This window comes from Roseomonas indoligenes (assembly GCF_017813365.1).
GTDB classification, from domain to species: Bacteria; Pseudomonadota; Alphaproteobacteria; order Acetobacterales; family Acetobacteraceae; genus Roseomonas; species Roseomonas indoligenes.
In genome coordinates this window covers 1-26674 of the sequence record NZ_JAGIZA010000035.1, presented here as the reverse complement: position 1 = coordinate 26674, position 26674 = coordinate 1, and the positions used below count along the sequence as shown (strand labels likewise).

General features: G+C 71.6%; 23 protein-coding genes and 1 pseudogene. 12 read left to right on the top strand and 12 right to left on the bottom strand.

What is annotated here, in order from left to right; all coding sequences use genetic code 11:
• Window positions 1-106 (top strand): annotated as a pseudogene (locus J5Y10_RS26495) (IS5/IS1182 family transposase); the annotation flags it as partial.
• Between the two features lie 526 nt (window positions 107-632).
• On the opposite strand, the gene J5Y10_RS26490 reads toward J5Y10_RS26495, so the two are convergent.
• Window positions 633-2537 (bottom strand): DEAD/DEAH box helicase, encoded by a 1905-nt coding sequence (locus J5Y10_RS26490; RefSeq protein ID WP_209377148.1) that lies wholly within the window; start codon window positions 2535-2537, stop codon window positions 633-635.
• A gap of 127 nt (window positions 2538-2664) precedes the next feature.
• On the opposite strand from J5Y10_RS26490, the gene vapB reads away from it, so the two are divergent.
• A complete protein-coding gene (gene vapB / locus J5Y10_RS26485; RefSeq protein WP_209377147.1) occupies window positions 2665-2886 on the top strand; it encodes a type II toxin-antitoxin system VapB family antitoxin in 222 nt (73 codons plus the stop codon).
• Complete coding sequence (gene vapC, locus J5Y10_RS26480) at window positions 2886-3302, top strand: type II toxin-antitoxin system tRNA(fMet)-specific endonuclease VapC (protein WP_209377146.1); 417 nt, start codon at window positions 2886-2888, stop codon at window positions 3300-3302. Before vapB ends, vapC begins: the two co-directional genes overlap by 1 nt.
• 158 nt (window positions 3303-3460) lie before the next feature.
• On the opposite strand, the gene J5Y10_RS26475 is transcribed toward vapC, so the two are convergent.
• From J5Y10_RS26475 to J5Y10_RS26465, 3 genes are all read right to left on the bottom strand, one after another.
• The gene (locus tag J5Y10_RS26475) at window positions 3461-4081 is read right to left on the bottom strand and encodes a cupin domain-containing protein (protein WP_245215131.1); all 621 of its coding nucleotides are present in this window, start codon (window positions 4079-4081) and stop codon (window positions 3461-3463) included.
• Between the two features lie 129 nt (window positions 4082-4210).
• Entirely contained in the window at window positions 4211-5851 is a 1641-nt protein-coding gene (locus J5Y10_RS26470) for a hydantoinase B/oxoprolinase family protein (protein WP_209377144.1), read from the bottom strand.
• A complete protein-coding gene (locus tag J5Y10_RS26465) occupies window positions 5848-7872 on the bottom strand; it encodes a hydantoinase/oxoprolinase family protein (protein WP_209377143.1) in 2025 nt (674 codons plus the stop codon). The genes J5Y10_RS26470 and J5Y10_RS26465 overlap by 4 nt, the downstream gene beginning before the upstream one ends.
• 211 nt (window positions 7873-8083) lie before the next feature.
• Between J5Y10_RS26465 and J5Y10_RS26460 the strand changes: the two genes are divergently transcribed.
• Complete coding sequence (locus tag J5Y10_RS26460) at window positions 8084-9370, top strand: NAD(P)/FAD-dependent oxidoreductase (RefSeq protein ID WP_209377142.1); 1287 nt, start codon at window positions 8084-8086, stop codon at window positions 9368-9370.
• A gap of 19 nt (window positions 9371-9389) precedes the next feature.
• On the opposite strand, the gene J5Y10_RS26455 is transcribed toward J5Y10_RS26460, so the two are convergent.
• From J5Y10_RS26455 to J5Y10_RS26430, 6 genes are all read right to left on the bottom strand, one after another.
• Window positions 9390-10445 carry an extracellular solute-binding protein gene (locus tag J5Y10_RS26455; RefSeq protein WP_209377141.1) on the bottom strand — a complete coding sequence of 352 codons (1056 nt, stop codon included), beginning with the start codon at window positions 10443-10445 and terminating at the stop codon, window positions 9390-9392.
• 31 nt (window positions 10446-10476) lie between these two features.
• A complete protein-coding gene (locus tag J5Y10_RS26450) occupies window positions 10477-11289 on the bottom strand; it encodes an ABC transporter permease (RefSeq protein ID WP_209377140.1) in 813 nt (270 codons plus the stop codon).
• On the bottom strand, window positions 11289-12107 hold the full coding sequence (locus J5Y10_RS26445) for an ABC transporter permease (RefSeq protein WP_209377139.1): 819 nt from the start codon (window positions 12105-12107) through the stop codon (window positions 11289-11291). Before J5Y10_RS26445 ends, J5Y10_RS26450 begins: the two co-directional genes overlap by 1 nt.
• Window positions 12104-13168, bottom strand: coding sequence for an ABC transporter ATP-binding protein (locus tag J5Y10_RS26440; RefSeq protein WP_209377138.1), 1065 nt, complete (start codon window positions 13166-13168; stop codon window positions 12104-12106). Before J5Y10_RS26440 ends, J5Y10_RS26445 begins: the two co-directional genes overlap by 4 nt.
• A gap of 512 nt (window positions 13169-13680) precedes the next feature.
• The gene (locus J5Y10_RS26435) at window positions 13681-15264 is read right to left on the bottom strand and encodes an ABC transporter substrate-binding protein (protein WP_209377137.1); all 1584 of its coding nucleotides are present in this window, start codon (window positions 15262-15264) and stop codon (window positions 13681-13683) included.
• A complete protein-coding gene (locus J5Y10_RS26430; protein ID WP_209377136.1) occupies window positions 15251-16660 on the bottom strand; it encodes an amidohydrolase family protein in 1410 nt (469 codons plus the stop codon). The genes J5Y10_RS26435 and J5Y10_RS26430 overlap by 14 nt, the downstream gene beginning before the upstream one ends.
• A gap of 116 nt (window positions 16661-16776) precedes the next feature.
• Between J5Y10_RS26430 and J5Y10_RS26425 the strand changes: the two genes are divergently transcribed.
• Window positions 16777-17589 carry an IclR family transcriptional regulator gene (locus J5Y10_RS26425; protein WP_209377135.1) on the top strand — a complete coding sequence of 271 codons (813 nt, stop codon included), beginning with the start codon at window positions 16777-16779 and terminating at the stop codon, window positions 17587-17589.
• 250 nt (window positions 17590-17839) lie between these two features.
• On the opposite strand, the gene J5Y10_RS26420 is transcribed toward J5Y10_RS26425, so the two are convergent.
• Both J5Y10_RS26420 and J5Y10_RS26415 read right to left on the bottom strand, forming a co-directional pair.
• On the bottom strand, window positions 17840-18253 hold the full coding sequence (locus J5Y10_RS26420) for a VOC family protein (RefSeq protein WP_209377134.1): 414 nt from the start codon (window positions 18251-18253) through the stop codon (window positions 17840-17842).
• Window positions 18254-18306: 53 nt separating this feature from the next.
• Complete coding sequence (locus J5Y10_RS26415; RefSeq protein WP_209377133.1) at window positions 18307-19218, bottom strand: FCD domain-containing protein; 912 nt, start codon at window positions 19216-19218, stop codon at window positions 18307-18309.
• 206 nt (window positions 19219-19424) lie between these two features.
• Here J5Y10_RS26415 and J5Y10_RS26410 point away from each other — a divergent pair, with 206 nt between their 5' ends.
• From J5Y10_RS26410 to J5Y10_RS26380, 7 genes are read left to right on the top strand one after another with little or no spacing between them, the layout of a single operon-like run.
• Window positions 19425-20243, top strand: coding sequence for an ABC transporter substrate-binding protein (locus tag J5Y10_RS26410; protein WP_209377132.1), 819 nt, complete (start codon window positions 19425-19427; stop codon window positions 20241-20243).
• 22 nt (window positions 20244-20265) lie between these two features.
• Window positions 20266-21000, top strand: a complete 735-nt coding sequence (locus tag J5Y10_RS26405; RefSeq protein WP_209377131.1) for an amino acid ABC transporter permease — start codon at window positions 20266-20268, stop codon at window positions 20998-21000.
• Entirely contained in the window at window positions 20997-21755 is a 759-nt protein-coding gene (locus J5Y10_RS26400; protein ID WP_245215130.1) for an amino acid ABC transporter ATP-binding protein, read from the top strand. Before J5Y10_RS26405 ends, J5Y10_RS26400 begins: the two co-directional genes overlap by 4 nt.
• Window positions 21756-21757: 2 nt before the next feature.
• Window positions 21758-22906 carry a M20 family metallopeptidase gene (locus J5Y10_RS26395; protein WP_209377130.1) on the top strand — a complete coding sequence of 383 codons (1149 nt, stop codon included), beginning with the start codon at window positions 21758-21760 and terminating at the stop codon, window positions 22904-22906.
• Window positions 22906-24024 carry a mandelate racemase/muconate lactonizing enzyme family protein gene (locus J5Y10_RS26390; RefSeq protein WP_209377129.1) on the top strand — a complete coding sequence of 373 codons (1119 nt, stop codon included), beginning with the start codon at window positions 22906-22908 and terminating at the stop codon, window positions 24022-24024. The genes J5Y10_RS26395 and J5Y10_RS26390 overlap by 1 nt, the downstream gene beginning before the upstream one ends.
• The gene (locus J5Y10_RS26385) at window positions 24021-25193 is read left to right on the top strand and encodes a M24 family metallopeptidase (protein ID WP_209377128.1); all 1173 of its coding nucleotides are present in this window, start codon (window positions 24021-24023) and stop codon (window positions 25191-25193) included. Before J5Y10_RS26390 ends, J5Y10_RS26385 begins: the two co-directional genes overlap by 4 nt.
• A 17-nt stretch (window positions 25194-25210) precedes the next feature.
• Window positions 25211-26551 carry an NtaA/DmoA family FMN-dependent monooxygenase gene (locus J5Y10_RS26380; protein ID WP_209377127.1) on the top strand — a complete coding sequence of 447 codons (1341 nt, stop codon included), beginning with the start codon at window positions 25211-25213 and terminating at the stop codon, window positions 26549-26551.
• Window positions 26552-26674: the final 123 nt, after the last annotated feature.

Genomic DNA, 26674 nt, shown 5'->3' with positions numbered 1-26674 from the left:
CTGCCACCTCAAGAACTGGCGAAGGCTGGCGACCCGCTACGACCGCCTCGCGCGGAACTACCTCGCCAGCCTCGCTCTCGTCGCCACCGTCAGCGAGTGGACCTGAATGAGTCCCCTACCTAGCGCCGCGAACACTGTGATGGCCAGTCTCATCGCTTCATCTCCCACGGCGCACCGCCGCTCGCCGTCCCGACAGCTTGCCCTGGGACGTGCCCGATAGACATGAATTCTCCACGTTCAGCAGCACGTGCAGGCTGCCGAAGGCTTGGCCAGTTTCCCGCACAGAACGACGGGACGTGATCGAGCGAGCGCGAGTGATTTCTTGAGGTAGTCACCAGCCGACCGCACCGAGTAACTCGTCCGCCGGCAAAAGGCAGATAGCCTTGGCTCTCGCCGTGGACATCTTGGTCGGACTGAAAGAGCTACTCGATAAGTTCGATATTCATTTGGTGCAGACGCTCGCGATGGGAAAAGGAGGATCTGCTTCTCCCGGATCTGACTGGGAGATGCCGCCAGCATCTTGTACGAGACATCATGTGGCACCCGGATCCTCTCCTGCCAGGTAGGCTGATTCAACTTGCGGTCTGGGCAGAAGGGCAGGGGTGTGTGACCCGGACCTGAGGGCGACGCCGTTACCGTCCCGCGAGTCGCGCCTCGGATCGCGTTCGCATGGGCCGGCCGACGGGCGGCTTCCACTCGCCGCGCTTGCGGGCGGACCAAGCGTAGCGCGGATCGCCTTCCAGCAACTGCAGGTGGTCGCCCAGCCGGTTGCGCTCCATCCAGCCGATCGCGGCCTGCAGTTCCTCCAGCGTCATCCGCGCCCGCGACTTGTCGCCCGTCACGCGCTTCAGGACCGCGTTGTAGCGGTGGTACAGCCCCGGCCCGGCCAGGCCGCCCCGCAGCCCGCCCGTCCCCGCCTCGTCCTCGACCGCCTGGGTCGCCACCATCTCCCCCAGGCGCGTGCGCAGCCGCCGCTCGACGACGGAGGGCACCTCCAGGAGCTCGCCCTGCGCCTCCTCGCTCTCCGGCCGCCGCATCGCCAGCTCCGGGCCGGGCGCGAGCCGGTCGTAGCGCAGCGCCAGCGCGTTGGAGGAGAGCGGCACGATCCCCTCCTTCTCCGCCGGCGGCAGCTGGTCCAGCAGCCAGTCCGGCAGGGTCGTCTGTCCGTGGCGGGGCTTCGGCCGGCGCGCCATCGTGCCCTGCTCCGTCTCCATCCGCCGGCGGAACAGGCCGAAGAGCGGGTCGTCGGGGTGGAAGACGAGCGCCTGCTGTGCCTCGTAGTCGCCCGCGTTCGGGTCCACCCGGGTCGCGCGCGCCACCATCTGCTCCAGCCAGGGGCGCGAGCGGATGTGGGTCAGCGCCGCCACCACGGCCACCTCGGGCGCGTCCAGCCCCTCATAGGCCATGGCGACGGTGACGAGGATCGAGGGATCCGGCCGCAGCCGGAAGGCGGCCAGCAGTTCGTGCGCGCGCGGCGTGTCGGAGGTCGCGAGCCCCGCCACCCCCTCGGCCTGCGCTGCCGGCAGCCAGCCCCGCACCACGTCCAGGTAGTGCCGCGCCGTCGCCTGATCCGGCGCCACCACCAGCAGCTTGCCCAGGCCCCGCGCCGGCTCGCCCGGCAGCAGCCCGCGCTCCTTCCGGCGCCGCGCGCGCAGCTCGCGGATGGCGAGGAAGGCCTCGCGCAGCAGCGCCTCCGCGAAGCCGGTGCGGAGCGCGGTGAAGAGGGCCGGGCGCGTCGTCTCGTCGGGGTAGAGGCCGGAGATGCGGTGCGGGCCCAGCTCGTTGCCGTCCTCGTCGCGCCAGCTGGCCTCGCCGTCCAGCGCGCCGAAGGTCACGGGCAGCACCGCGCGCTCGGCCAGCGCCTGGGCGCGGGAGTAGCCGACCACCGCCCAGCCCTCCGCGTCCAGCTCCACCTCGCGCGTGCGCGCCTTCGGGCCCTTGCGGTAGGGCAGCCAGAGGATGCCCTTGCCGTCCGCCCGCTCCAACGTGCCGGACAGCAGCAGCCGGACGCGCGCGCACTCCAGCAGGGGCAGGATGGCGCGCGACCAGGCGCTGGCCTGGTCCTCCTCCGCCTCCTGCGCCGCGGCCACCGGGTCGATGTCGGCGAGCGCCGGCAGGTGGTGCACCTCGTCCACCACCAGCAGCGTGCGGTGGCGCCGGAACTCGGCCAGGTGCAGGTCCGGCGCGGCCGCGATGCCCTGGTAGGTCGTGATGTAGCCGGCCAGGCCGCGGCTCGGATCCGGCGTGTTGTCGGCCGCCCGCACGGAGAGCGCGTGGCCCAGCGCCTCCCGCCAGAGGGGATCGGCAAAGGCCTCCTCGGCCTGCAGCCGCAGGCTGTCGCGCGGGACCACCCAGCAGACCCGCTCCACGATCCCGGCGGCGACGAGGCGGCTGGCGGCGATGACGGGCAGGAGCGACTTGCCGCCGCCCGGTGTCACGGCAGCGAGGATGTCGCGCGCCTCCGTCTCCCCGGTGGCGATCGCCTCCACCACGCCGGAGAGACGCTGCTGGTGAGAGCGGAGCCGACGGCGGATCACGAGGCGGGATACTCAGGAACCTTCATTCCAGGACACTGATTCAGCTCGATTCTCGTGTCCAGAGCCCCCAAAAACTTGCCCCTCGTCACGGCCGGGATATATAGGATGTATATCCCGAGAGGTTGGCATGACCCGAACCACTCTCTTCCAGAGCAATCGGACCCAGGCCGTGCGTCTGCCGAAAGGCGTCGCCTTCCCGGAAGGCGTGAGGGAAGTTTCGATCCTGCGTGACGGCGCACGCCGGGTCATCGTGCCGGCGGACGCCACTTGGGACGATTTCTTCTGCGCACCCGGCATCGAGTTGCCGGACCGCGAGCAGCCACGGGCCGAGGAGCGCGAGCGCTTATAGTGCTGCGCTACATGCTAGACGCGAACCTCTGCATCCGCGTGCTACGCGATCGCCCTCAGGGCCTGCGGACACGCTTTAATGCCGAGGCGGAATCGCTCTGCATCTCGACCGTGGTGCTGATGGAACTTCTGCACGGCGCGAGCAAGTCGGCAAGACCGATTGAGAACCGGCGCGAGGTGGAGGGCTTCGCGGCGAGGCTGGATGTGCTGAGCTTCGATGCGGACGCAGCGGCGCAAGCGGGAGAGATTCGTGCGTCGCTTGAGCGCGCCGGACAGGTCATCGGTGCTTACGACCTGATGATCGCGGGACACGCGCGTAGTCGCGGGCTGGTCGTGGTCACAGGCAACCTTGGCGAGTTCCGCCGGGTGGATGGGCTACGGTGTGAGGATTGGCTGGCGCCACCGCACGAAAATTAGCCCTCGAAAACAACCGACAAGCAGGCAATTTTTACATAAGATATATTATGCACTCACACTTTGTAGGCGCAAAGCTAATGTGTCACTCCTAGGCAAAGCAGAAATGTCAGCCTAGCCCACGTAGAGTCGAGCGCGAAGCCCAAGCTACAAAACCTACATCAGCTACCCTCAAGTGCGCCGGTTGCCGGTGCATTCACCCATAGCACGCGCGTCGGTACTCGCCCCGGATTGCGGAAGCTGTGCGGAAGGGTGCTCTCGAAGCGGAACCCGTCGCCGCGGCCGAGGATATAGCTCTCCCCGCTCACCGAGAGCTCCAGCTCGCCCTCCAGCACGTAGCCTGCATCCTCGCCGGCATGGGTATAGACCTGCGCGCCGGTGGTGCCGCCGGGCTCGATCAGGATGACGTAGAGGTCCGTACCGCGCTTCCCCGTCAGCGGCGTGACAAGCTCCTTGGAGATGCCGGTCCGCCAGAAAGCGAGCTGCTTGCGGCTCCTCGCCCGTGTCACGATCCCGTCCTCCCGGCACGGAGAGCCGTCGGTTGCATCCGTGAAGAAGTCGCTCAGCGCGAACTGCAGCACGTTGGCGAGGTTCGAAAGGACACGGACGGAGGGCGAGGAGAGCCCCCGCTCGATCTGGCTCAGCGAGCCGATGGAGATGCCCGCTTCTTCCGCGAGCTGGGTGAGGGAAAGGTTGAGCGTGCGGCGCCGGTGCCGGATCCGCTGCCCCAGCAGCCGGTCCAGCGCCGGCCCCCCGGCCGCCTCTTGAGCCGATGCTTCCATCCCGTCCACCCGCCCCTCCTGCACCCTGTGCTCGCGCGGGCGCGCGCTCCCCACCCGGGCTAAGCTAGGCCCTGGGATGCGGCCGGTCGAGCCGTGGCCAGGGCCAAGGCGAGGAGAAGGGCCGGGACCCTAACCCGCGACGTAGCCCTGCTCCCGGTCGGCGCCGATGGCGGCCGGGTCACGTGCCGCCGGATCACCATGGCCGCCGCCACCGCCGGAGGCGTGCACGATGAGGTCCCCCTTCCGAAGCGGGACATCGTCCTTGGAGCGAACCTCGATCACCGCGCCGTCGCGGTGCACGGCGCAGTACCCCGTGGCCCCTGCCCCGCCGCCCTTCAGCCCGCCGGCCGGGAAGCGGAACCGGTCGGCGTAGATGGCGAGCCGGACGCCGTCCTCGGTGATCCGGTAGGCGCGGCTGGAGCCGAGCCCGCCGCGGAAGCGCCCCTTCCCGCCGCTGCCCGGACGCAGCGCGTAGTGCTCGATCCGGAAGAAGTCGAAATCCGCGTCGATTTGCTCGACTGGCGTGTTGGTGCAGTTGGAGAGCGGCCCAGCCACCGCGTCCGAGCCGTCTCCCTGCGCCGAGGCGCCGTAGCCGCCATCCCGCAGCTCAATGAAGACGCGGTACCGCCCGTCCTTCAGGTGCGTCAGGCAGAAGCCCGTGGTGGTGTCGTAGCCGCAGGCCACGGCGCGGTCCGGCATGGCCTGGCCGAGCGCCTTCAGCACGGCGTCGTAGGCGCGGTAGGAGGCCTCCATCCGCGAGCGTACCGGGGCGGGCGGGTTGGGGTTCAGCAGGCTGCCGCGCGGCACCTCGATGGTCACGGCACGGCTGGCGCCCTCGTTGAAGGGCACGTCCTCCCCGGTCAGCGCCGCCTTGATGCAGGCGAGCGTCGCGGAGACGGTGGAGGCGTAGGGCGCGTTCATCTGCGTGGGCACCTGCGGGCAGGTGCCGGCGAAATCCACCACCATGCTGTCGCCCCGCACCGTCACCGTCACGCGGATCGGCAGCGGCGTGTCGCTCCTGCCGTCATCGTCCACGGCGTCCTCGCCGACATAGATGCCGTCCGGCATGGCGGCGATCGCTGCGCGGACGCGGCGCTCCACGTAGGAGATCATCTCCTCCATCGCGGCCCCGACCGTCTCGGCGGAGTACTTCGCACACATCTCCCGCACGCGGGCGGCGCCGACGGCGCAGGCGGCGAACTGGGAATCGATGTCGCCCAGCGTCTGCTCGGGCACGCGGATGTTCGCGCCGATGAAGTGGCGCAGCGGGCCGTCGTTGTTCCAGTCCTCGTCCAGGTTGTAGCGGCTGGGCGGGATCACCAGCCCCTCCTGGTAGAAGTCGGTGGAGGCGGCGTTGATCCCCGGCGCGCCGCCGCCGATGTCCAGGTGGTGCGCGACCGCCGCGCTGAAGCCGACGATCCGCCCCTCGTAGAAGATCGGCACGAAGATCAGGATGTCCTGCAGGTGGTGCGCGCCGTGGTAGGGGTGGTTGCAGATGTAGAAGTCGCCCTCCTTCAGCCGCTCCACCGGGAAGCGGGCGGCGCAGGCGCGGAAGGTGATGGAGAGGGAGCCGACGAGGATGGGGATCAGCTCGTCGCTCTGCGCCACCGCGTTGCCCTGCGGATCCAGGATGCCGGTAGAGGCGTCCTTGCCGTCCCGCACCACGGAGGAGTAGGCGGAGCGGTAGAGGGCAATCCCCATCTCCCGCGCGGCGGAGAGCAGGGACTGGCTGATGACGGCCTGGTCGACGGGGTTCAGGGTTCGGCTCATGGCGCGGCCTTCCGCAGGATGAGGTTGCCGGCCTCGTCGGAGGCCGCCTGCCAGCCGGCGGGGACGAAGGTGGTTGCCGTCACGTCCTCCAGCACCAGCGGACCGGGCAGCGGCGCGCGGCCGACCGCCTTCCGCGCCAGCCGCCGCGCCGTGCGGGACACGCCCTCGTCGAAGACCGTCACCTCGCCCTCGGGCACGGTGAAGCGGTCGTCGCCGATGCCGGCGAGGCTCGGCACGGCCTCCTGCGGTACGTGCAGCCCGACGCGGTAGGAGACGATCTCCGCCATCCGCTTCCCGATCACGCCGCCATGGCGGTAGATGCGGGCATAGGCCTCCTCGAAGGCGGCCTGGAGCGCCTCGGCGGAGGGCGCCTCCATCATCCCGGGCGGCAGCGGCACCGCGATCTCGAAGGCCTGGCCGACGAAGCGCATCTCCAGCGTCACGTCCCAGCGCCGGTCGGCGCCGAGCCCCATGGCATCGGCCCGCCGGGCCAGGCCCTGGCGCATCCCGGCGAGGGTGTCGCGCACCGCCGCGGGCGCGGCGGCGTCCAGCCGGGTCCGCCGGGTCAGGCTGTCGTAGAGGCTGTGATCCGCCGCCAGCAGCCCGTAGGCGGAGATGACGCCGGCATTGGGCGGCACCACCACCGTCTCCATGGCCAGAGCGTCCGCGACCGCCGCGGCGTGCAGCGGGCCGGCGCCGCCGAAGGGCACCAGCGCGTACTCGCGCGGGTCCCGGCCGCGCCGCGTGCTGACGAGGCGGATGGCGGAGACGATGTTCGCCACCGCGATGCGCACGGCACTGTCCGCCAGTTCCTCGATCCCAAGGCCGAGCTGCATCGCCAGCGGCCCGAAGGCGGCGCGGGCGGCGGCGGCGACCAGCGGCATGGCGCCGGCCAGCTTCGCGTCCGGCTGGATGCGGCCGCAGACGAGGTGCGCGTCCGTCAGCGTGGGCAGCGTGCCGCCGCGCCCGTAGCAGGCGGGGCCGGGATCGGCGCCCGCGCTGCGCGGGCCGGCGCGGAGCAGCCCGCCCTCGTCCACCCAGATGAGGGAGCCGCCGCCGGCGCCGATGGTGGTGATGTCCACCATCGGCATCAGCACGGGCAGCGTGTCCACCCGCGCCTCCCGCGTCAGCTCCGGGCGGCCGCCCTGCACGAGGCAGACATCCGCGCTTGTGCCGCCGATGTCGAGGGTGATGATGTCGCGGTACCCCGACAGCTCCGCCTGGCGGATGGCGCCAGTGACGCCGGCCGCGGGGCCCGAGAGCAGGGCGGTGACGGCGTTGCGCCGGATGGCCGCCGCCGGCACACGGCCGCCGTTGGACTGCATCATCGAGAAGGTGCCGGAGAAGCCGTCCGCCTCCAGCCGCCTCTCGATCCGCGTCAGATAGGCGTCCAGCACGGGCTGCACGTAGGCGGAGAGCGTGGTGGTGCTGGCGCGCTCGTACTCCCGGAACTCGCGGGTCACGTCGGCCGAGAGGGTCACGCGCAGCGCCGGGTGGCGCGCCTCCAGCCATTCCGCCAGCGCGCGCTCATGCGCCGGGCTGGCAAAGGAATTCAGCAGGCAGATCGCGACGGCGCCGTAGCCGCCCTCCGCGATGAAGCGGTCCAGCGCGGGGCCGAAGGCGTCCATGTCCAGCGCGCGCTCCGCGCGGCCATCGGCCAGCACGCGCTCCGGTACCTCCAGCGTGTCGCGGCGCGACACCAGCGGCGCGGGCTTGCGGTAGAAGATGTCGAAGATCTGCTCGCGGTCCTGTCGGCGCAGCAGCAGCAGGTCCCGGAACCCTTCCGTGACGAGCAGCGCCAGCCGCGTGCCCTTGCGCTCCAGCACCGCGTTGGTCGCGACGGTGGAGCCGTGCGCCAGCTCCGCCATGGTGCCCGGCGCGATGCCCGCGGCGCGCAGCGCGTCGAAGACGCCGTCATCCGGCTGCGCGGGGGTGCTGGGAACCTTCGCCAGGCGCAGCCCGGCCTCGTCGATGCAAACCAGGTCGGTGAAGGTGCCGCCGATCTCGACCCCGACCTTCATGCGCCGTGATCCCCGCGGCACGGTTCGGGACTTCTAGCCTGCTGCATCGGGACCTCCTGCGGTGCGCGAAGTGGGGCACGGCACCTCCCGGCCAGCAAGGGGCATTTTTCACCGAAATGATAAAACGGTGCAGATTTCACCACGATGGAAAGCCTTGCCGTCCGGCCGCATCCCTGCTCCCGTCCCCGGTGAAGCCGTCCGGACCGAGACCATGCGCGATCGCCCCCCGCTGCCCCCCAGCCTCTACGCCGCCACGGCCCGCCCCGCGGCGCCGACGCCGGCGCTGGAGGGCGACCGGCGGGCGGACGTGGCCGTGATCGGCGCCGGCTTCACCGGGTTGTCCACGGCGCTGAACCTCGCGGAGGGCGGCGCGGAGGTGGTGGTGCTCGATGCCGGGGAGCCGGGCTGGGGCGCCTCGGGCCGCAACGGCGGGCAGCTCAACCCCGGGCTGAAGACGGACCCGGACGAGGTCGAGGCCGATTTCGGGCCGGAGCGCGGGCGGCGCCTCGTGGACTTCGCCTGGAACGCGCCGGAGACGACGCTGGCGCTGATCCGGCGCCTTGGCATCGAATGCGACGCGCGGCAGGGCGGCACGCTCCGCGCCGCCTACCATCCCCGCCACGCCGAAGGCGTCGCCCGCACGGCGGAGCAGTGCATCCGGCGCGGCATGCCCGTGACCCTGCTGGACCGCGAGGCCGCCCGGACGGAGACGGGCACGGACCGCCACGTCGCCATCATGCGGGATGCCCGCGGCGGCGACGTGCAGCCGCTGGACTACGCGCGCGGCCTCGCCCGCGCCGCCATCGCAGCGGGGGCGGCCGTGCACGGCGGCACGCGCGTGACCGCGCTGCGGCGCGAGGAAGGGCGCTGGACGCTGTCCACGCCCGGGGGCAGCGTGAGCGCGGAGACGGTGGTGCTGGCCACCAATGGCTACACGGACGACCTCTGGCCCGGGCTCCGGCGGAGCGTGGTGCCCGTCTTCTCCTCCATCGCGGCCTCCGAGCCGATGACGCCGAACGTCGCCGCCGCCGTCATGCCGTCCCGGGCGGTGCTGTACGAGAGCGGGCACGTCACGGTGTACCTGCGGGTGGACGGGGCGGGGCGGCTGCTGATGGGCGGGCGCGGGCCGCAATCCCCGATCGGCGATCCCTCCCCCGTGCGCTACCTCATCCGCTACGCGGAGCGGCTCTGGCCGCAGCTCGCCGGGCTGAAGTGGACGCATGGCTGGAACGGCCAGCTCGCCATGACGGTGGACCACTACCCGCACCTGCACCGGCCGGCGCCCGGGCTGATCGCCTGCCTCGGCTACAACGGCCGGGGCGTCGCGCTCTCCACCGCCACGGGCGGCGAGGTGGCGCGGCTGGCCGCCGGCGCGGCGGAGCGCGACATCGCCCTGCCCCTCTCCCCCATCCGGCCGATCCGGCTGCACCGCTTCTGGCGCCTGGGCGTGCTGACGAAGGTGGTGGAAGGGCGCGTGCGCGACAGGCTGGGGGCCTGAGCCGCGCGCCCCGGCCCGCTCAGCGTGCGCGATCGGCGATCTGCTCCGCCAGCCGCGTGCGCCCCTCGGCGTCTGCGGCGATGGTGTACCAGTCGGGCGACCAGTTCCGGGCCCGCACCTCCTCCGCCGACATGCCGATCTCCCGCACCACGTCCTCGGGCAGCGTCACGTTGGTGGAGAGGGGGATGTAGCCGTCCCGCGCGGCGCGGACCTGCTTCGCCGGATCGACGGAGTCGTTCAGGAAGCGGATCGCCGCGGCCCGGTCCGGCGCGTTCTTCGGGACGGAGATGATGTAGGACAGCACCAGCCCGCCCTCCTTCGGCAGGACGTGCTCCACCTCTGTCTGCCCGGCCTTGCGCAGCATCTGGATCTGGCCGGAGTAGAAGGCGCAGGCTGTTACCTCCCCGCGCGAGAGCTGCTGCTGCACCGAGGCCATGGAGGGGTAGACGCTGATGGCGTTGCGCGCCACCGCCTCCAGCATGGGGATGCCGGGCTGGATGTTGGCCTCGTTGCCCCCCTTCAGCTTCGCGTAGAGCGTGAGGTCGTAGGGGCCGAGGAAGATCGGGCGCGCGAGGGAGAGCTGGCCGCGCCACTTCCGGTCCGTCAGCGCCTCCCAGGAGGGGAAGTCGGAGGCCTTGGCGAGCGTGTTGTTGAAGGCGATGCCGTAGTAGATGAAGTAGATCGGCATGCCGAGGATGCGGCCCTGCAGGTTCCGCACCCAGTACTGCTGCGGCACGTGCCGGAGGTTCGGCAGGTCCTCCTCCGTCAGCTCCTCGATCAGCCCGCGCTGCGCGAGGTGCGCGGCCTGGAAGGAGGCGGCGAGCATCACGTTGTGCTGCGGGCGGCCCTGGGCCGCGGCGATCACCGCCGCGGGGTCCGGCACCTCGGCGATGGTGACGGGGATCCCGCTCGCCTTGGTGAAGGGTTCGCCGAAGGCCTCGCGCCACATCTTGGCGCCGGCGCCGCCCCAGGCGGCCATGACGACCCGGCCACCCCCGGACTGGGCCCGGACGATGGAGGGCGCCGCGAGGAGCGCGGCACCGGCCGCAAGGACGGAGCGGCGGGGCAGGATCATCGGATCTCTCCTTGTTCTGGCGGGATGCGGCTCAGGCGGAAGGGTGGCGCCCATCCTCCTCGATGTCGACGAAGATGCGCAGGCCCACCAGCCGGTCCATTAGCAAGACCAGCCCGGCGGTGAGCAGGATGAGGATGGAGGAGATGGCGGCCACCACCGGGTCCGCGCTGTCGTTCAGCCGGGCGTAGATCGCCACCGGCAGCGTCGTGAACTCCGGCCCGACGAGGAACATGCTCACCGTCACCTCGTCGAAGGAGATGATGAAGCCGAAGAGGAGCGAGGCCGCGATGCCCGGCCGCAGCAGGGGCAGCACCACGCGCCGGAAGGCCTGGCCCGGCTCCGCCCCGAGGATGGTGGCGGCCTCCGGCAGGGAGGAATCGATCTGGGCAAGGGAGACGGCGACCGGCCGGTAGGCGAAGGGGGCGCAGAGGACGAGGTGCGCGATCAGCATTCCCGCGAAGCTGCCGCCCAGCCCCGCCATGCCGAGCCAGCCGAGGAAGCCAATGGCCAGCGCCGCGTGCGGGAAGAGCAGCGGTGCCAGGATCGCCGTCTCCGCGATGCCGCGCAGCCGCGCCGGCGCGCGCCGGAGGGCCAGGGCGGCGCCGATCGAGGCGAGAGTGGTGAGCACCGCGCTGACGAGGGCGAGCGCCGCGCTGATGCCGAAGGCCACCAGCCAGGAGGGCGTGCCGAGGAACTCGACGTACCACCGCCAGGAGAAGCCGGGCGGCGGGAAGCCCAGCACGGCGCGCGGCGAGAAGGAGGAGCCGATCACGATCACCAGCGGCGCCGGCAGCAGCACCAGCAGCAGCGCCGCCAGGGCGCGGGTAGGGAAGCCTGTCCGCATCACGCGCCCTCCAGCCGCCGCCGCACCCGCGCCTCCAGCAGGCGGAGCGGGGCCACCAGGACCAGCGCGACGACGAGCAGGATCACGGCCATGGCGGTCGCCCGCTCGAAGTTGAAGACCTGGAAGACCTCCGTGTAGATCTGCGTGCCGAGCATCCGGTCGCGCAGCCCGCCCAGCAGCAGGGGCGTGACGATCGCGCCCGCCGACATCAGCAGCACGAGCGAGGAGCCGCCGACCACGCCGGGCAGGGAAAGCGGCAGCGTGACGCGGCGGAAGGTCTGCCACCGCGTGCCGCCGAGGATGCGCCCCGCCTCCTCCAGCCTTCGGTCCTGCAGCAGCAGGCTGGAGAGGATGGCGATGACCATGAAGGGCAGGAAGACGTGCACCAGCCCGATCAGCACCGCCCAGGGCGTGAAGAGCACGCGCACCGGCGCGTCGATCAGCCCCCAGTCGCGCAGCGCGGTGTTGACGACGCCGCGGTTGCCCAGCAGCACCACCCAGCCGAAGGTCCGCACGACGATGCTGACCAGCCAGGGCGAGATCACCAGCAGCAGCCACAGGTTGCGCCGCGGGCTGCGCGCCAGGAACAGGGCCAGCGGGTAGCCCAGCAGCGCGCAGGCCGCCGTGGTGGCCACGGCGATCCAGACCGTGCGCCAGAGCACGCGCAGGATCCCGGGATCGGAGAGCAGCTCCACGTAGAGCCCGATCCCGCCCCGGGTGGCCGAGGACCAGAGCAGCCCGGCCACGGACAGGACGAAGGCCGCGATCAGCAGCCCCATCGGCGCGAAGAGGGCGAGGCGGCGCCCCGGCCCGGTCATGCGCCCCCCCGGATCTGGGAGGCAGGGAGTTGGGCGGCCCGTGCAGGATCGAAGCCGAGCGTGGCCCGCGCCCCCGGAGCGAGTCCGTCCAGCGCCGCGCCGGGCAGCAGGGCCAGCCAGGGCTCCGTCGTCCCGGCCGGCATCCCGTCCGGCGCCACGCGCAGCCGGGCATGGGGGCCGACGAAATCCACGGCCTCCACCACCCCATCGATCCGGACCGGGGCGGCGGCGGCGGCCGTGCCCACAACGCAGTCCTCGGGCCGGATCACCAGCAGCGAGCCCGCCGGGAGGGAGAGGCCGAGCGGCGCGAGCTGCGCGGCGCTGCGGATGTTGGCGTCGCCCACGAATTCCGCCACGAAGCGCGTGGCGGGACGGCCGTAGAGGGCCTGGGGCGTGTCGAACTGCTCCAGCCCGCCGCGGTTGAACACCGCCACGCGGTCGGCCATCGACAGCGCCTCCTCCTGGTCGTGGGTGACGAAGACGAAGGTGGTGCCGGTCCGCCGCTGCAGCGCCTTCAACTCCCCCTGCAGCTGCCTTCGCAGCTTCAGGTCAAGGGCCGAGAGAGGTTCGTCGAGCAGCAGCACGGCGGGGTGCAGCACCAGGGCCCGCGCCAGCGCCACGCGCTGCCGCTGCCCGCCCGAGAGCTGCTGGATCCGCCGCCCCGCCAGCCCGTCCAGCGCCACCAGCGCGAGCGCCTCCTCCACCTGGCGCGCGATCTCCGCCGTGCCCTTGCGCCGCAGCTCCAGCCCGAAGGCCACGTTCTCCGCCACGGTGAGATGCGGGAAGAGGGCAAGGTTCTGGAACACCATGCCCACGTCGCGGCGGTTCGGCGGAAGCCCGGCCAGCACGCGCCCGTCGAGCGTCAGCCTCCCGGAATCCGCCGCCTCGAAGCCGGCGATGATCCGCAGCAGGGTGGTCTTGCCGCAGCCGCTGGGGCCGAGGAAGGCGATGAATTCCCCGGCCGCGATGTCGAGGCTGACCGCGTTGACTGCCCGGAGGGAGCCGAAGCTTCGGCTCACGCTATCGATCTCGAGGTGGCCGACGGATCCGGAACGGGGCATGGCGGTCAGTCTTCGGGGGAATCGTGAAACTGACAAGGTCCATTTTCACGGTCGCGAAATCTCCATGGCCTTGCTGCGGCTATCCGCCTCTGTGGGCAAATGAGGGTGACCTGGGCCCGCAGGTGCCGCAGGACCGTCGGCCAGGAAGCCTCCCCCGTTAGGTCATCAAATGGGCTCCGCCTCTTCCAGAGCGGGCTTGCCCGCCTCCAGGGCGATGAGCCTGCCCCCCTCAGATCCTGGGTGGCGGCGAAGCCGGTGGTGATCACTGCGCCTCGCTCTCGCGAGGCGCAGGAAGGCGCGTGAGGCCTTCGTCGGCAGCCCGGGGACGAGCCGCTCTTGATAGCTGCCGGGTAGCAGCCATGGTGCGCGATGCCGCAGATCATCCAGTCCGAGCGGTCGGCGGACGCTTACCGCCGTCCTACTAACCTCTCCCGCAACTTGCGAAGCCGCCCTTCCGCTCGAGACGGATAGCCCACCTCATTCGACGTGTGCTCCAGCCCAAGGCCGCTCATTCAAGCCGGGCGGACGTTCCAGAAGGTGGTAAAGCCGTCCAGCACCCCCGTGACGTTGCTGCGGTAAGCGGTGGGCTGGAGGTACTGGCCGAGGGGGAGGTAGGGCACGCTGTCCATCGCCTCCTCCTGGATGCGGCGGCAAAGGTCCTTCCCGGTGGCGGTTTCCGGGGCGTCGAACCAGGCGTCGCGCAGGGCCTCGATCTCCGGGTCCTTCGACCAGCCGGGGTAGCTGCCATCGGCGCGGAGCGCGGTGTGGCCGGCGGGGTTGAGCCATTCCGCGCCGGACCAGGTGGTGACGAAGCCACTCCACCCGCCCTGCGCGGCCGGCTCGCGCCGGTTGCGGCGCTGGAGCATGGCGTTGAACTCCACCGAGTAGATCTCGACGTCCATGCCGAGCCGCTTAAACAGGTCCATGGTGACGGCGCCGAGCGCCATGCCGGCGGCGGTGTTGTTGCCGGCCATGATGACGACCTTCTCGCCCTTGTAGCCGGCGGCGCGGATGGCATCGCGCGCCCGGGCGATGTTGCGCGGGCCGCTGAGGACGCCGAGGCCGGCATCCGAGGCCATGGGCGTGCCGGGGCAGAAGAAGCCGAGCGGGACGCGGTACATGGCGGGATCGTCGGCGCCGACGACGGCCTGCATGCAGTCCTCCTGGCTCAGCGCGCCCCAGAGCGCGCGGCGGATGGCCGGGTTGTCGAAGGGCGGGTTCAGGTGGTTCAGCCGGAGCATGGCGACGAAGCCCGTGGGGTCCAGCACGCGGGTGGTGATGCCGCGCGCACCCTTCAGCAGCGAAAGCTGGTCGTGATAGGCGTATTCCTGCCAGTCCTGCTCGCCGGAGAGGAGGGCGGCGGTAGCCGTGCCGCTGTCGGGGATGGAGCGCCACTCCACGCGGTCGTAGTGGACGACCTTCGGGCCGGAGGTCCAGGAAAGGGTGCCGTCCTTGCGGGGCACGTAACGCTCGAACTTCGTGTAGACGTTCATCGAGCCGGAGACGCGCTCATCCGCCTTGAAACGGAAGGGGCCGCTGCCGACGATCTCGGTCACGGGCTTGAAGGCGTCGGTGTTCGCCAGGCGCTCCGGCATCATCACGCAGACCGGCACGGAGGCCTTGCCAAGGGCGATGGGCAGCAGCGGAAAGGGCTTCCTCAGCCGAAAGCGGATGGTGCGGTCGTCGGGGGCGGAGAGCTCGTCGGTCACCTCCATCAGCCGCGCACCGAAGACGTCGCGCTTCGCCCAGCGGCGGATGCTTGCGACGCAGTCGCGCGCGAGGACGCGCTCCCCATCGTGCCAGAAGAGGTTCTCGCGGAGAGTCAGGTCCCAGCGGCGGCCGTCATCCTCCACGCGGTGGCCGTCCACCATCTGCGGCGTAGCCTCGTAGTTGCCGTCCATGCCGTAGAGCGTGTCGTAGACCATGTAGGCGTAGTTGCGCGTGATGTAGCCGGTGCTGAGGACTGGATCGAGCGTGACGAGGTCCTGCTGCGGCGTGAAGCGCAGCGTGGTGGCGGAGGCGGCGCGCAGCCGCGCGGGCATCGCGAGGGATGCGGCGCCGATCGCCGCGCCCTGGAGGAGGTTACGCCGCTTCATGGTGGGTCTCCGTCTTTCCGTCTGTCTCGGTGAGGCGGATTCCCGCTTGCACGAGCCGTGCCTTGAGTGCGGGAAGGTCGGGGTGAAGCAGGCGGCCGTCCCGCTTCAGGGCGCGGCCGGCGACGAGGACGTCGCGGATGTCGGCGGCCTGGGCGAAGTGGAGCAGGGCCTGGGCGGGGTCCCGCGCGCCGATCATGTTCAGGCTGTCCCGCGCCACCACGACCAGGTCCGCCTGCTTGCCGGGCGTGAGGGAGCCGATGCGGTGCTCCATGCGCAGGGCGCGGGCGTTGCCGATGGTAGCCCAGCGCAGCACCGCCTCATGCGTGAGCGACGTGGCGGTGATGGGGGAGCCGCTGGTGGCCACCGTCATGGCCTGGGCCGGCGCCTCCTGCTGTGCCTCCACGGTCCGCATGTTGTTGAAGAGGCGATGGGCCTGCAGGGCGAAGCGCATGGCGTCCAGCACGCCGCCGCCGTTCAGCAGCTCCGTATCAGCGCCGATGGAGGGGGTTCCGCCGAGGGCGGCGACGCGGCAGGCCAGCGGCTCGCGGATGTTGTTCTTCAGCTCCGCGGCCGCGGTAGAGGTGACTGAGGCGCCGCTCTCCACGAGGAGGCGCAGCTCGTCATCGGCGATGTAGGTGCCGTGGACGATGTTGTGGTCCGGCCCGATCAGGCCTTCGGCGACGAGGTTGCGGTAGCCCTCGGGCATCAGGCGGTTGCTGTTGCCCCAGACATGGGCGGAGGAGAGCAGGCCGAATTCGCGCGCCATGCGGAGATCGGCGCGGCAGACCTCCGGGGTGGAGTAGTCCGGGCCGAGGATGCAGGCGGCGAGGGTGACGAGCGCCTCGTCCGCGGCGAGCGGGCCGTGGCGGAGGCGGCGGATCTCCTCGACGGGGTGCGGCACCTGCGAGAAGTGGGGCTGGCCGGGTTGCGGCAGGGGCTTCACCGTGCCGTGGCCAAAGACGGCACGGATGCCGCTCCCCGTCAGTCCGTCCAGCGCGGCGTCCGTGTGGTCCGGCGTGGCGTTGCCGTGGCACCAGTCGAAGATCGTGGTGACGCCGGCGTCGAGCTGGCCTAGCGCGCCGACGAGGGTGCCGATGTGCAGGTCCTCAGGCGTGAAGCGCGGGCCGTACACGGCGTGCATGCCGTGGAAGTAGTCGTTGCTCGTCCAGTCACCGCCGAGGCCGCGCAGGGCGGTCTGCCAGGTATGGAGATGCGCGTTGATGAGGCCGGGCAGGACGATGCAGCCGGCGGCGTCGATCACCTCGGCGTCCCCGGCCTCGATGACCGGGGCGACGTCGAGGATGCGGTCGTCCTCGATCAGCACGTCGCCGGTCGGGAGGCGGCCGATGCGGTCGTCCATCGAGAGGACGAGGCCGCCTTTGACGAGGCTTCGCATGAAAGTTCCGTCCGGTGTTGCGGGGCCGCGATACGTTCTATAGAGAGAACGGCATTCTGGATCGAGTATCGTGCCGGGGGGCGCGCCGCCCTGTCAACGGGCGCGAGGGAGGGCGTGTGGCGGAGGAAGCTCCGACGAAAGCTGTTCCGGCGGTGGGGAAGTGCCTGGCGATCATCCGCGCGCTGGACGCGGAGCCGGAGCAGGGGCTGGGCCTGGCGGCGGTTGCCGCGCGGCTGGAGCTGACGAAGAGCCACGCGCTGGGGATCCTGCGCACCCTCGTCGCGGAGGGATGGGTGGCGCATGACCGGGAGCGGCAGCGCTACGCGCTGGCACCGGGTCTGCTGCTGGATCTGGCGGCGACGCTGCGGCGGCACGACCGGGGATCGGTGGTGCGGGACGTGCTGGAGCGGCTGGCGGCGGCGCTGGGGCTGCCCTGCCTGCTCTGCCGGGTGAACCGGGACGGCAGCTTCACCTGCGTGGACCGGGTGCAGGGCGGCACGGGGCTGATGATCAACGTGCCGGTCGGACACCGCTATCCGCCTGATGCGCCGTCGCAGATGCGGGCGCGGCTAGCGGCGCTGCCGGAGGCGCGGGCGCGGGCGGCGCTGGACACCATGGCGATGCGCGCCTTCACCCCATCGACGCGGACGGACAAGGAGGCCGTCTGGGCCGAGGTGCAGGAGGCGCGGCGGCGCGGCTACGCGGTGGGGCGGATGGAGTACCTGGAGGGGGTGATGAGCATCGCGGTCGGCATCCCCGACGAGGAAGGGGTGGTGCGGCTGGTGCTGCAGTGCACGGGGCCGCGGGCGGCGATGGAGCCGCGCGAGGCGGCGTTGGGGGAGGCGATCACCGAGGCGGCGGGACGGATCGGGCTGTCCTGGGGTATGCGGGGCTCGGTAGGGCAAGCCTCCAGTTCCACTTATCGCTAGCGGCAGCGACGAGCGCGAAGCTAACAACGTGGTCCCGGGCGCGACAGCCGTAGCCCGTGGCCTGCCTCCGCGAGTTCTCAAGCATGCGGAACAGGCGGCGGACGATCCGCGGAGATCGTGGGACAGATGCCTCTTGTCAGCGCGATGTCAGAACGTGCGCGCCGACCAAGCCCACCCACTGCGCCGTAAGTTCGATTTGCACCAAGACCGACGATGCGGTCCTGACGCCTCATCTGTTCGTCCCGGGCTTCTACTGCGCGAAGACGCCCTCGAAGCCCTTGAATCCCTTCACTTCGATCGGGTTCCCCGACGGGTCAAAGAAGAACATGGTGCGCTGCTCGCCGGGCTCACCCTCGAACCGGACCACGGGCGGGATGTCGAAGCCGACACCTGCCGCTTCCAGGCGAGCGGAGAGCGCGAACCAGTCGGCAAGCGGCAGGATCGCGCCCAGGTGGGGCATCATCACCATGTGGTCGCCGACGCGGCCGGTGCGCGTCACCGGGAAGGGCGTGCCGAGATGCAGCGACAGCTGATGGCCGAAGAAGTCGAAGTCGACCCAGGTCTCCGTCGAGCGACCCTCGTTGCAGCCGAGCACACCACCGTAGAAGTTCCGGGCCTCGTCCAGGTCCGTGACATGATAGGCAAGATGGAAGAGGGCTTTCATAGCAGTCCTGATAGCTGAGATTGGTTGAGATGAACCCGGTGTCTGGGTGTCATCTACTCCGCGGGGGTATCGCGGGCTGGCGCGCCGGCGAAGCGCGCCGCGCGCTCCAGGTGACCTCGCAAGGCCTGGGCCGCGAGCGCAAGGTCGCCGGCAGTCACTGCATCGAGCACGGCGATGTGCTCCTTCAGCCACAGCCGCACGCGCGGGGAATCCTCGTTCGCGGCGTACTCCATGAGCCGCCGCAGGTCGGTCTGCTGCCGGACAAGCGCGACCATGAAGGGATTGCCAGAGAAGCCGGCCAGGGTCAGGTGGAAATCCGCGTCGAGGGCGACTAGCGCGCCCGGGGCCGCACCGCGCCCGGCCTCGAAATCGTCCAGCGAGGCCCGGTGCCGGTCGCGCAGCACCGCCAGCACCTCGGGATCGGGCCGGAAGCCGGGCAGCAGCAGCGCCGCCGGCTCCACCACCAGCCGGACCTCGTAACTCGCCCGCACGCTCGCCTCATCCCCGACCGAGGCGGCGAAGCGGAGCACGCGGCCACCGCCCCGCAGCAACAGCCCTTCATCCGCCAGGCGCGCGATGACGCCCTCCATCACCGCCCGCCCGCTGGCGTAGCGGCGCAGGAGCAGGCTGCGCGTGACCTCGGCCGGAAGCTCTCCCGAGACCCGGTCCCGCAGGATGCGGGCCAGCAACGCCTCCTCCACTGTCGGCTGCGGGCGCGGGCGGCGGCGGCCGGCCTCCGGGCCGCTCATGCGAAGATGGAAGCCACGGCCCGGCCGCGCCTCGACCACCCCCTCCTCCTCCAGGAGGCGGAGCGCGCTGCGGACGGGCGTGCGGGAGACCTGCAGGGCCTCGCACAGCTCCGCCTCCGTCACGTGCCGGCCCGCGGCCCAGCCGCGCTGCGCGGCGAGATCGGTGACGCGCCGGGCCAGTTCGCCGAGCCTCGCCTCCGGGCGTGTCGCAACCATCCTCTCCCCCGCCGCGGCCGCGAATTTGCGGCTTGACGGCCCCTGACCCTCCCCATAGCGTACTTCGTGAGACAAAAAATACAATCCTGGGGAACGCTGATCGGACCGGTTCGGGATGGGGGCTGCGCGCCCGCCCTTCCCGGATGGGCCGTGGCACGGACGTACCGACACAAGCCCGGCCATTCCGGTGCCCTGAGGAGCGCGTCATGCAGTTCGTCTCCCGCCGCCCCATCCGCGCGGCCGCGGCCGTCCTCGGCCTCGCCTTCCTGGCGGCGGCGCCCGCACGTGCCCAGGCGCCGCTCGATCTCGTCGCGCCCGGCCGGCTGACCTACGGCGTCGCCGCCACCTTCGCGCCCTTCGAGTTCTCGAAGGACGGCCAGCTCACGGGCTTTGACATCGAGTTCGGCGCCGCGATCGCGGCGAAGCTGAACCTCGCGCCGGCCCCGCTGAACATCGAGTTCCGCGGCCTTATCCCAGCGCTGCAGGGCCGGCGCGTCGATATCATCAACAGTGCCATGTACATCAACGCCGCGCGGTCGGAGCAGGTGGACTTCGTCCCGTACATGCGGATCGGCCAGCAGATGGTCGTCCGCCGCGGCAACCCGCGCGGCATCAAGGGGCGCGACGACCTCTGCGGCCGCAGCGTCGCCGTGACCCTGGGCGGCATCCAGGAAACATATGCCCGCCAGGATGCCGAGAAGTGCCAGGCCGCCGGCCGCCCCGCCTTGACGGTCATGACCTTCCCCACGGCGCAGGATTCCGCCCTCTCCGTCCGCCAGGGCCGCGCGGACGCCTACTACGAGAGCACCGCAGGAGTCGCGCGCATCGTGCTCGAGCTCTCTGACGCCTTCGAGGCGACCGGAGAGATCTTCGAGTTCGGCACGCAGATCGGGCTCGCCGTTCGCAAGGGCGACACGGCGACGGCGGAGGCGCTGCGCGGCGCCGTGCAGGCGGTGGCGGCGGACGGCACCTACCGGCGCCTGATGGCGAAGTACAACCTGCCGCCCGAGGGCAGCCTGTTCTGACGGATCGCTGGCCCGAACGCCCATGCCGCTCGATTCCCCGGAGCTGATCCTCAGCTACCTGTCCAGCGCCCGCTTCTTCACGGCGGCGGCGATGACGCTCCTCATCAGCCTCTGCTCGCTGGCGGGAGGCATGGCCAGCGGGCTGGTCCTGGCCCTTCTGCAGGAGAGCCGGTTCGGGCCGCTCCGCGTGCTCGCGGTCGCCTATCTCTGGCTGTTCCGCGGCACGCCGGTGCTGTTCCAGCTCATCTTCGTCTTCAACGTGCTGCCGAGCTTCGGCGTGGTGCTCTCCGGCTTCGCCTGCGCCGTGCTCGCCCTCTCCTTGAACGAGGGCGCCTACATGGCGGAGATCATGCGCTCCGGCATCCGCGCCGTCGGCCCGGGTCAGCGTCAGGCCGCCCGGGCCCTGGGGATGACGGACTGGGCCGTCATGCGCTGGGTCGTCATCCCGCAGGCGCTGCGGATGATCGTTCCGCCCATCGGCAACCAGTTCATCGGGATGCTGAAGCTCTCCGCCCTCGTCTCCGTCATCGCCGTGGAAGAACTGCTGCTGGTCGCCAACCAGACGGCGTCGTCGAACTTCCGCTACCTCGAGGCCCTCTCGGCCGCCGGCATCTACTACCTCGGCCTCACCACCCTCTTCATGCTGCTGCAGGCCTTCGTGGAGCGCCGGCTGGCCCGGCGCGGGCGCGCGGCGCCGAAGCGCGGCTGGACGCAGTGGATGCTCGGCGCCACCGCCGAGGGGGCGCGCGTGCGATGAGCAGCGCCTCCTCTCCGCCCGTGCTGAAGGCCGAGGCGATCCACAAGTCCTACGGCCCGCTCGCCGTGCTGCGCGGCGTGGACCTCTCGGTGGGGCGCGGCGAGTGCCTCTGCATCGTCGGTCCCTCCGGCTCCGGCAAGTCCACGCTGCTGCGCTGCCTGAACCTGCTGGAGCCGGTTCAGGACGGCCGCGTCACCTTCGAGGGGCGCGACATCCTCCAGTCCCGCCGCGCGGAGGCCCCGGGCATCCGCCAACGGATCGGCATGGTGTTCCAGAACTTCGAGCTGTTCCGGCACCTCAGCGCGCGGGACAACATCGCCCTCGCCCCGATCCGGGTGAAGGGCGAGGACCCCGCGAACGCCCGGGCGCGGGCCGAGGTGCTGCTCCGCAAGGTGCACCTGCCGGACAAGGGCGATTCCTACCCGGACGAGCTCTCCGGCGGGCAGCAGCAGCGCGTGGCCATCGCCCGCGCCCTGGCGATGGACCCGGTGCTGATGCTCTACGACGAGCCGACGAGCGCGCTGGACCCGGAGACGGTGGGCGAGGTGCTGCAGGTCATGCAGGAGCTCGCCGAGGAGGGCATGACGAGCGTGGTGGTGACGCACGAGATGGGCTTCGCCCGCCGTGCGGCCACCCGCGTGATCTTCATGGATGGCGGCGTGGTCGTGCACGCGGCGCCGCCAGCCGCCTTCTTTGACCCCGCCGCGCCGAAGCCCGAGCGCCTGGCGCGCTTCCTCGGCCGGCTGGAGCACTGAGCTTGGATCCCGCGCGCCTGCTGGGCGACCTCGCGCGCCTCGTCGCCTTCGACACGGCGAACCCGCCGGGCGCGCGGGAGGCCGGCTGCGCTGCCTGGGTGGCGGAGCGTCTGCGCGAGGCGGGGCTGGCCGTGGAGCTGGACCTCTTCGAGGAGGGCCGCGCGAACGTCGTCGGGCGGCTGGAGAACGGGCCGGGCCCCTGCTTCGCCTTCAACACGCACATGGACACCGTTCCCGCCGGCGAGGGATGGAGCGGGCCGCCGCTGGAGCTGCGCGAACGGGATGCCCGCCTGTTCGGCCGCGGCGCCTGCGACGCGAAGGGCTCGCTGGCCGCGATGCTGGAGGCGGTGCGCCTGCTCGCGGCGGGGCGGGCGGGCTGGTCGGGCACGCTGCTCGCCGTCTTCGTCGCGGATGAGGAGGCGTCCTCGCGCGGCGCCCGGCGCTTCGCGGCGGGCGCGGGCGGGATCGACGTCGTGGTGGTGGGGGAGCCCAGCGGCAATGCCCCGATCATCGCGCACAAGGGCAGCCTCCGGCCGCTGGTCCGCGTGGCCGGGCGCAGCACCCATTCCGGCACGCCCGACCTCGGCGTGAACGCCATATTCGAGGCGGCGCGCCTTCTGCCCCGCCTCGCCCGCCTGCACGAGGCGCTGCGCGGCCGCGCCCACCCGCTGGTGGGCCCGCCGAGCCTCACCGTCACCCGCGCCACCGCCGGCCAGGCCGACAACGTGGTGCCGGATGGCTGCGACCTGCTGCTCGACCGGCGCCTGGTGCCCGGCGAGACCGAGGCGGCCGCGCTGGCCGAGATCGCGGCGGTGCTGGACGCCGCGCGGACGGAGGACGGGATCGCGACGGAGGTGCTGATGCTGAAGCCCACCACTGGCGGTGCGGCGGAGACGCCGCCCGATCACCCGATCGTCCTCGCGGCCGTGGCCGCCGCGCGCCGGCACGGCGTGGCGGATCCCGCGCCGATCGGCTTCGGCGGCGCCTGCGACTTCGTGCATTTCCGCGAGGCCGGCGCGCAGGGCGTGGTAATGGGCCCGGGCGACCTCACCGTTGCGCACGCGCCCGACGAGTTCGTGCCCCGCCGGGAGCTGGAGGCCGCCGTGCCGATCTACCGCGACATCGCCCTCTCCGTCCTGGGGCGCCGCTGATGCCGCGCCGGATCCTCATCGAGCGGCGGGAGCTGACCTATGCGGGCGGGCTGGTGCTGCACACCGCCACCTCCGGCGCCGTGCCCGTGCTGCGGGAACTTCGGCTTCTGGCCGAGCGCGACAGCGGGTTGGAGGCGGTCGGCGCCTCCCGCACCAACATCGCCTATCTCTCCGGCATCGCGGCCGAGGTAGTGGAGGAAGCGGTCCTGGAGGTGGCGGCCGGGCTCGACTGGTCGGCGCCCTGGGAGGCGCTGCTCCCCGGCATCGACGCCCGCCACCCCGACCTCCCCGCCCCCGCCCGCATGCTCTTCGAGATGGCCGCGGCCGATGCGCGGGCACGGCAGGCCGGGCTGCCGCTCTGGCGCTGGCTCGGCGGCGAGGGCGGGGCGGAGACGCCGCCGACCGACACCAACCAGACCCTGTTCTGGCAGGACGAGACGGCCATGCTGGCCCGGGCCGGGGAGTATGCGGCGCGCGGCTTCCTGCAGCTGAAGCTTCGCATCGGCATCGCCGGCTTCGAGGAAGACCTGGCGCGGTTTCGCCGGCTGCGCGAGCGGCTGGGGCCCGCCGCGCGCCTCTCGGTGGACGCGAATGGCTGCTGGGACGCGTCTTCGGCGCCGGAGCATCTTCGGGCCCTGGCCGCGCTCGGCGCCGAATACGTGGAGCAGCCCCTCCCCGCCTCGGACTGGGCCGCCGCTGCCGACCTCGCGCGGGGCTCGCCCGTGCCGCTCATGCTCGACGAGAGCCTCTCCTCCCCCGCCGCCATCGCCCGCATGGCGCGAGAGGGCACGGCACAGCTGGCTCACCTCAAGCTGGCGAAGCTCGGCGGCCTCGACCGCATGATGACGGCGGGCCGGCTGCTCGGTGCCGCCGGGATCGGCGTGATGGTTGGCCAGATGAACGAGGGCGTGGTCTCCACCCTCGCTGCCGCCCACGCCGCCATCGCCCTCGGCGCGCCGCTGCGGGAACTCTACGGCTCGGACGGCCTGCGGCAGGACCCCGCCCTGCCCGCCCCGTCCTACGGGGACGGGCTGCTGCACCTGCCGCAGGGCCCCGGCCTCGGCATCGCTCACCATAAGGCCGGCCCGGACATCCTTTGGGAGACAACTGCCCCGTGAACGGACCCACGCCCCGCGGCACCGAGGCCGCCTTCCCGGAAACCACCTATGTCGGGCGCATCGCCCGCGCCAGGGAGGGCCTGCGCGCGCGCGGGCTGGACGCAGCGCTCTTCACCGGGCCGGAAAACATCTTCTACCTCACCGGGCAGCAAACCCCGGGCTACTACACCTTCCAGGCCCTCATCCTCCCCGCCGAGGGCGAGCCGGCCTTCCTGCTGCGCGAGCTGGAGGTGCACAACTTCCTTCGCAACAGCTTCGTGGCGGAGTACCGCGCCTATGGCGACGGCGAGGCGCCGCTGGACGCGCTGCTGGCGCTGCTGCGCCACCGCGGGCTGGACGGCCGCCGCATCGGCATCGAGAAGAGCGGCTGGTTCCTCTCCATTGCCTTCTACGAGGCCTTGCGCGCCGCCCTGCCGGACCTGGCGGACGCCAGCGGCATCGTGGAGGCCATGCGTCGCGTGAAGTCCGCGGAGGAGATCGCGCGGATCGAGGAGGCCATGCGCCAAGCCGATGCGGGCATCCGCGCCGGCCTTGCTGCCGTGCGGTCGGGCGCGACGGAGAACGACCTCGTTGCCGCCATGATGGGGGCCGCCGTCGCGGCCGGCGCCGAGTACATGGGCATGGAGCCCCTCGTCTCCTCAGGCCCGCGCTCCGGCGTGCCGCACGCCACTTGGCGACGGCGGCGGCTGGAGGCGGGCGATGCGGTCTTCCTGGAGATGTCGGGCTGCCAGGACCGCTACCACTCCGGCCTGATGCGCACCGCCTGGCTCGGTGAGCCGCCACCCCTCGCCCGCGAGCTCGAGGCGGTGGTGCTGGAGGCGCTGGACGCCGCCATCGCCGCCGCCCGCCCGGGCGCACCCTGCGCCGCACCGCACCGCGCCGCCCGGGCCGTGATCGACGCGGCGGGCATGGAGGACCGCTTCCGCAAGCGCAGCGGTTACTCCCTCGGAGTCGCGTTCGCGCCGGACTGGGGGGAGTGGCAGGTTGCCAGCCTGCACGACAGCGTGGACCTGCCGCTGGCGCCAGGCATGTGCTTCCACGTGCCGATCACGCTGCGCGAATGGGGCGCCTTCACCGTCGGCATCAGCGAATCCATCCTCATCACCGAGGGGGGGGGGCGCATCCTCGGCAACACGCCACCACGCCCCATCCACGTCGTCACCGCCTGACGCGGAGCCCGCGCACCTTGCCCGTACTGATGATCCATCTCGGCCTCGACATCTCCTACGCCCACATGGCCGGGCGATGGCGCCATCCCGGCGCACTCCGCGGCCACGCCTTCCCCGACGTGGCACTCTACGAGGAGATCGCCCGGCTGGCAGAGCGCGGGCTGCTGGACATGGTCTTCTCCGGCGACGGCACCGGCGTGCCGGACACCTGGGGCGGCTCGCGCGACGCGGCCGTCGAATGGGGCATCAACTGGCCGCGCCAGGACTTCAACCCGATGCTCGTCGCCATGTCGCGCGTCACCAGCCACATCGGCTTCGGCCTCACCTACTCCTCCACCTTCATGCACCCCTACTACACGGCGCGGCTGCTGAACTCGCTGGACCACATCACCGGCGGGCGCGTGGCGATGAACCTCGTCACCTCCACCCGCAAGTCGGATGCCGCCAATTTCGGCTTCGACGAGCTGATGGAGCACGCCGCGCGCTACGAGCGCATGGAGGAGTTCGTCGATGTCTGCCGCAAGCTGTGGGACAGCGCCGAGCCCGATGCGATGCTGTGGGATGCGGCGACGGGCCGGGTAACGGACCCGGCGAAGATCCACGACGTCCACCACCGCGGCCGCTTCTTCAAGGTGGACGGCCCGCTGAACACGTCGCCCTCGCCCCAGGGGCGGCCGGTGCTAATCCAGGCCGGCGGCTCGCCCCGAGGCATCCGCGCCTCGGCCTATGTGGCCGACCATGTCTTCGGCGGCGATATGCCGCTGGCGCTGCAGGTGAAGCAGCGCCAGGCGCTGGACGAGGCCCTGTCTGATCTCGGCCGCGACCCGGCCACGGTCGGCATCCTCTGGCAGACGCCGATCGCTGTGGCGGAGACGGAGCACGAGGCGATCGCGCGGCGCGATCGCCAGCTTGCCACCATCCCGCCCGAGGCAGTGGGCGCCTACCTCTCCTACAATGGCGGCTACGACCTCTCGGCGCTCCCGGCCCGGTTCACCCTGGGCGAGCTGCAGCGGGAGATCATCGCGGCCAATGCCTCGCCCATGGGCGTGATTAACCGCATGGCGATGGAACTGGGCGCGGACACGGAGATCAGCCGCTCTGAGTTCCTGGAGCACGGCGCGCGCTTCGTCACCAACCACGACACCATGCTGGCGGGGACGGCCGCCCAGATCGCCGACCGGCTGGAGGAGAGCTTCGAGGCCACCGGCAGCCGGGGCGGCTTCATGCTCGGCCACACCGCCTCGCTCATGGAGGACCTGACCGGGATCGTGGAGTTGCTCGTCCCCGAACTGCAGCGGCGCGGCCGCTTCCGGACCGCCTATACGGGGCGCACTCTGCGGGAAATGCTTTCGGCCTAACACTACCTGGGCACTTGCGGACGTGATGTGATGGACCGACCTGCTGAGGCACGACCTCGGCAGGAGGTGGTCATGGCGGATGCCGTTCGTGGGGCGAGCGGTCTGGATAGCTGGCTCGCACCC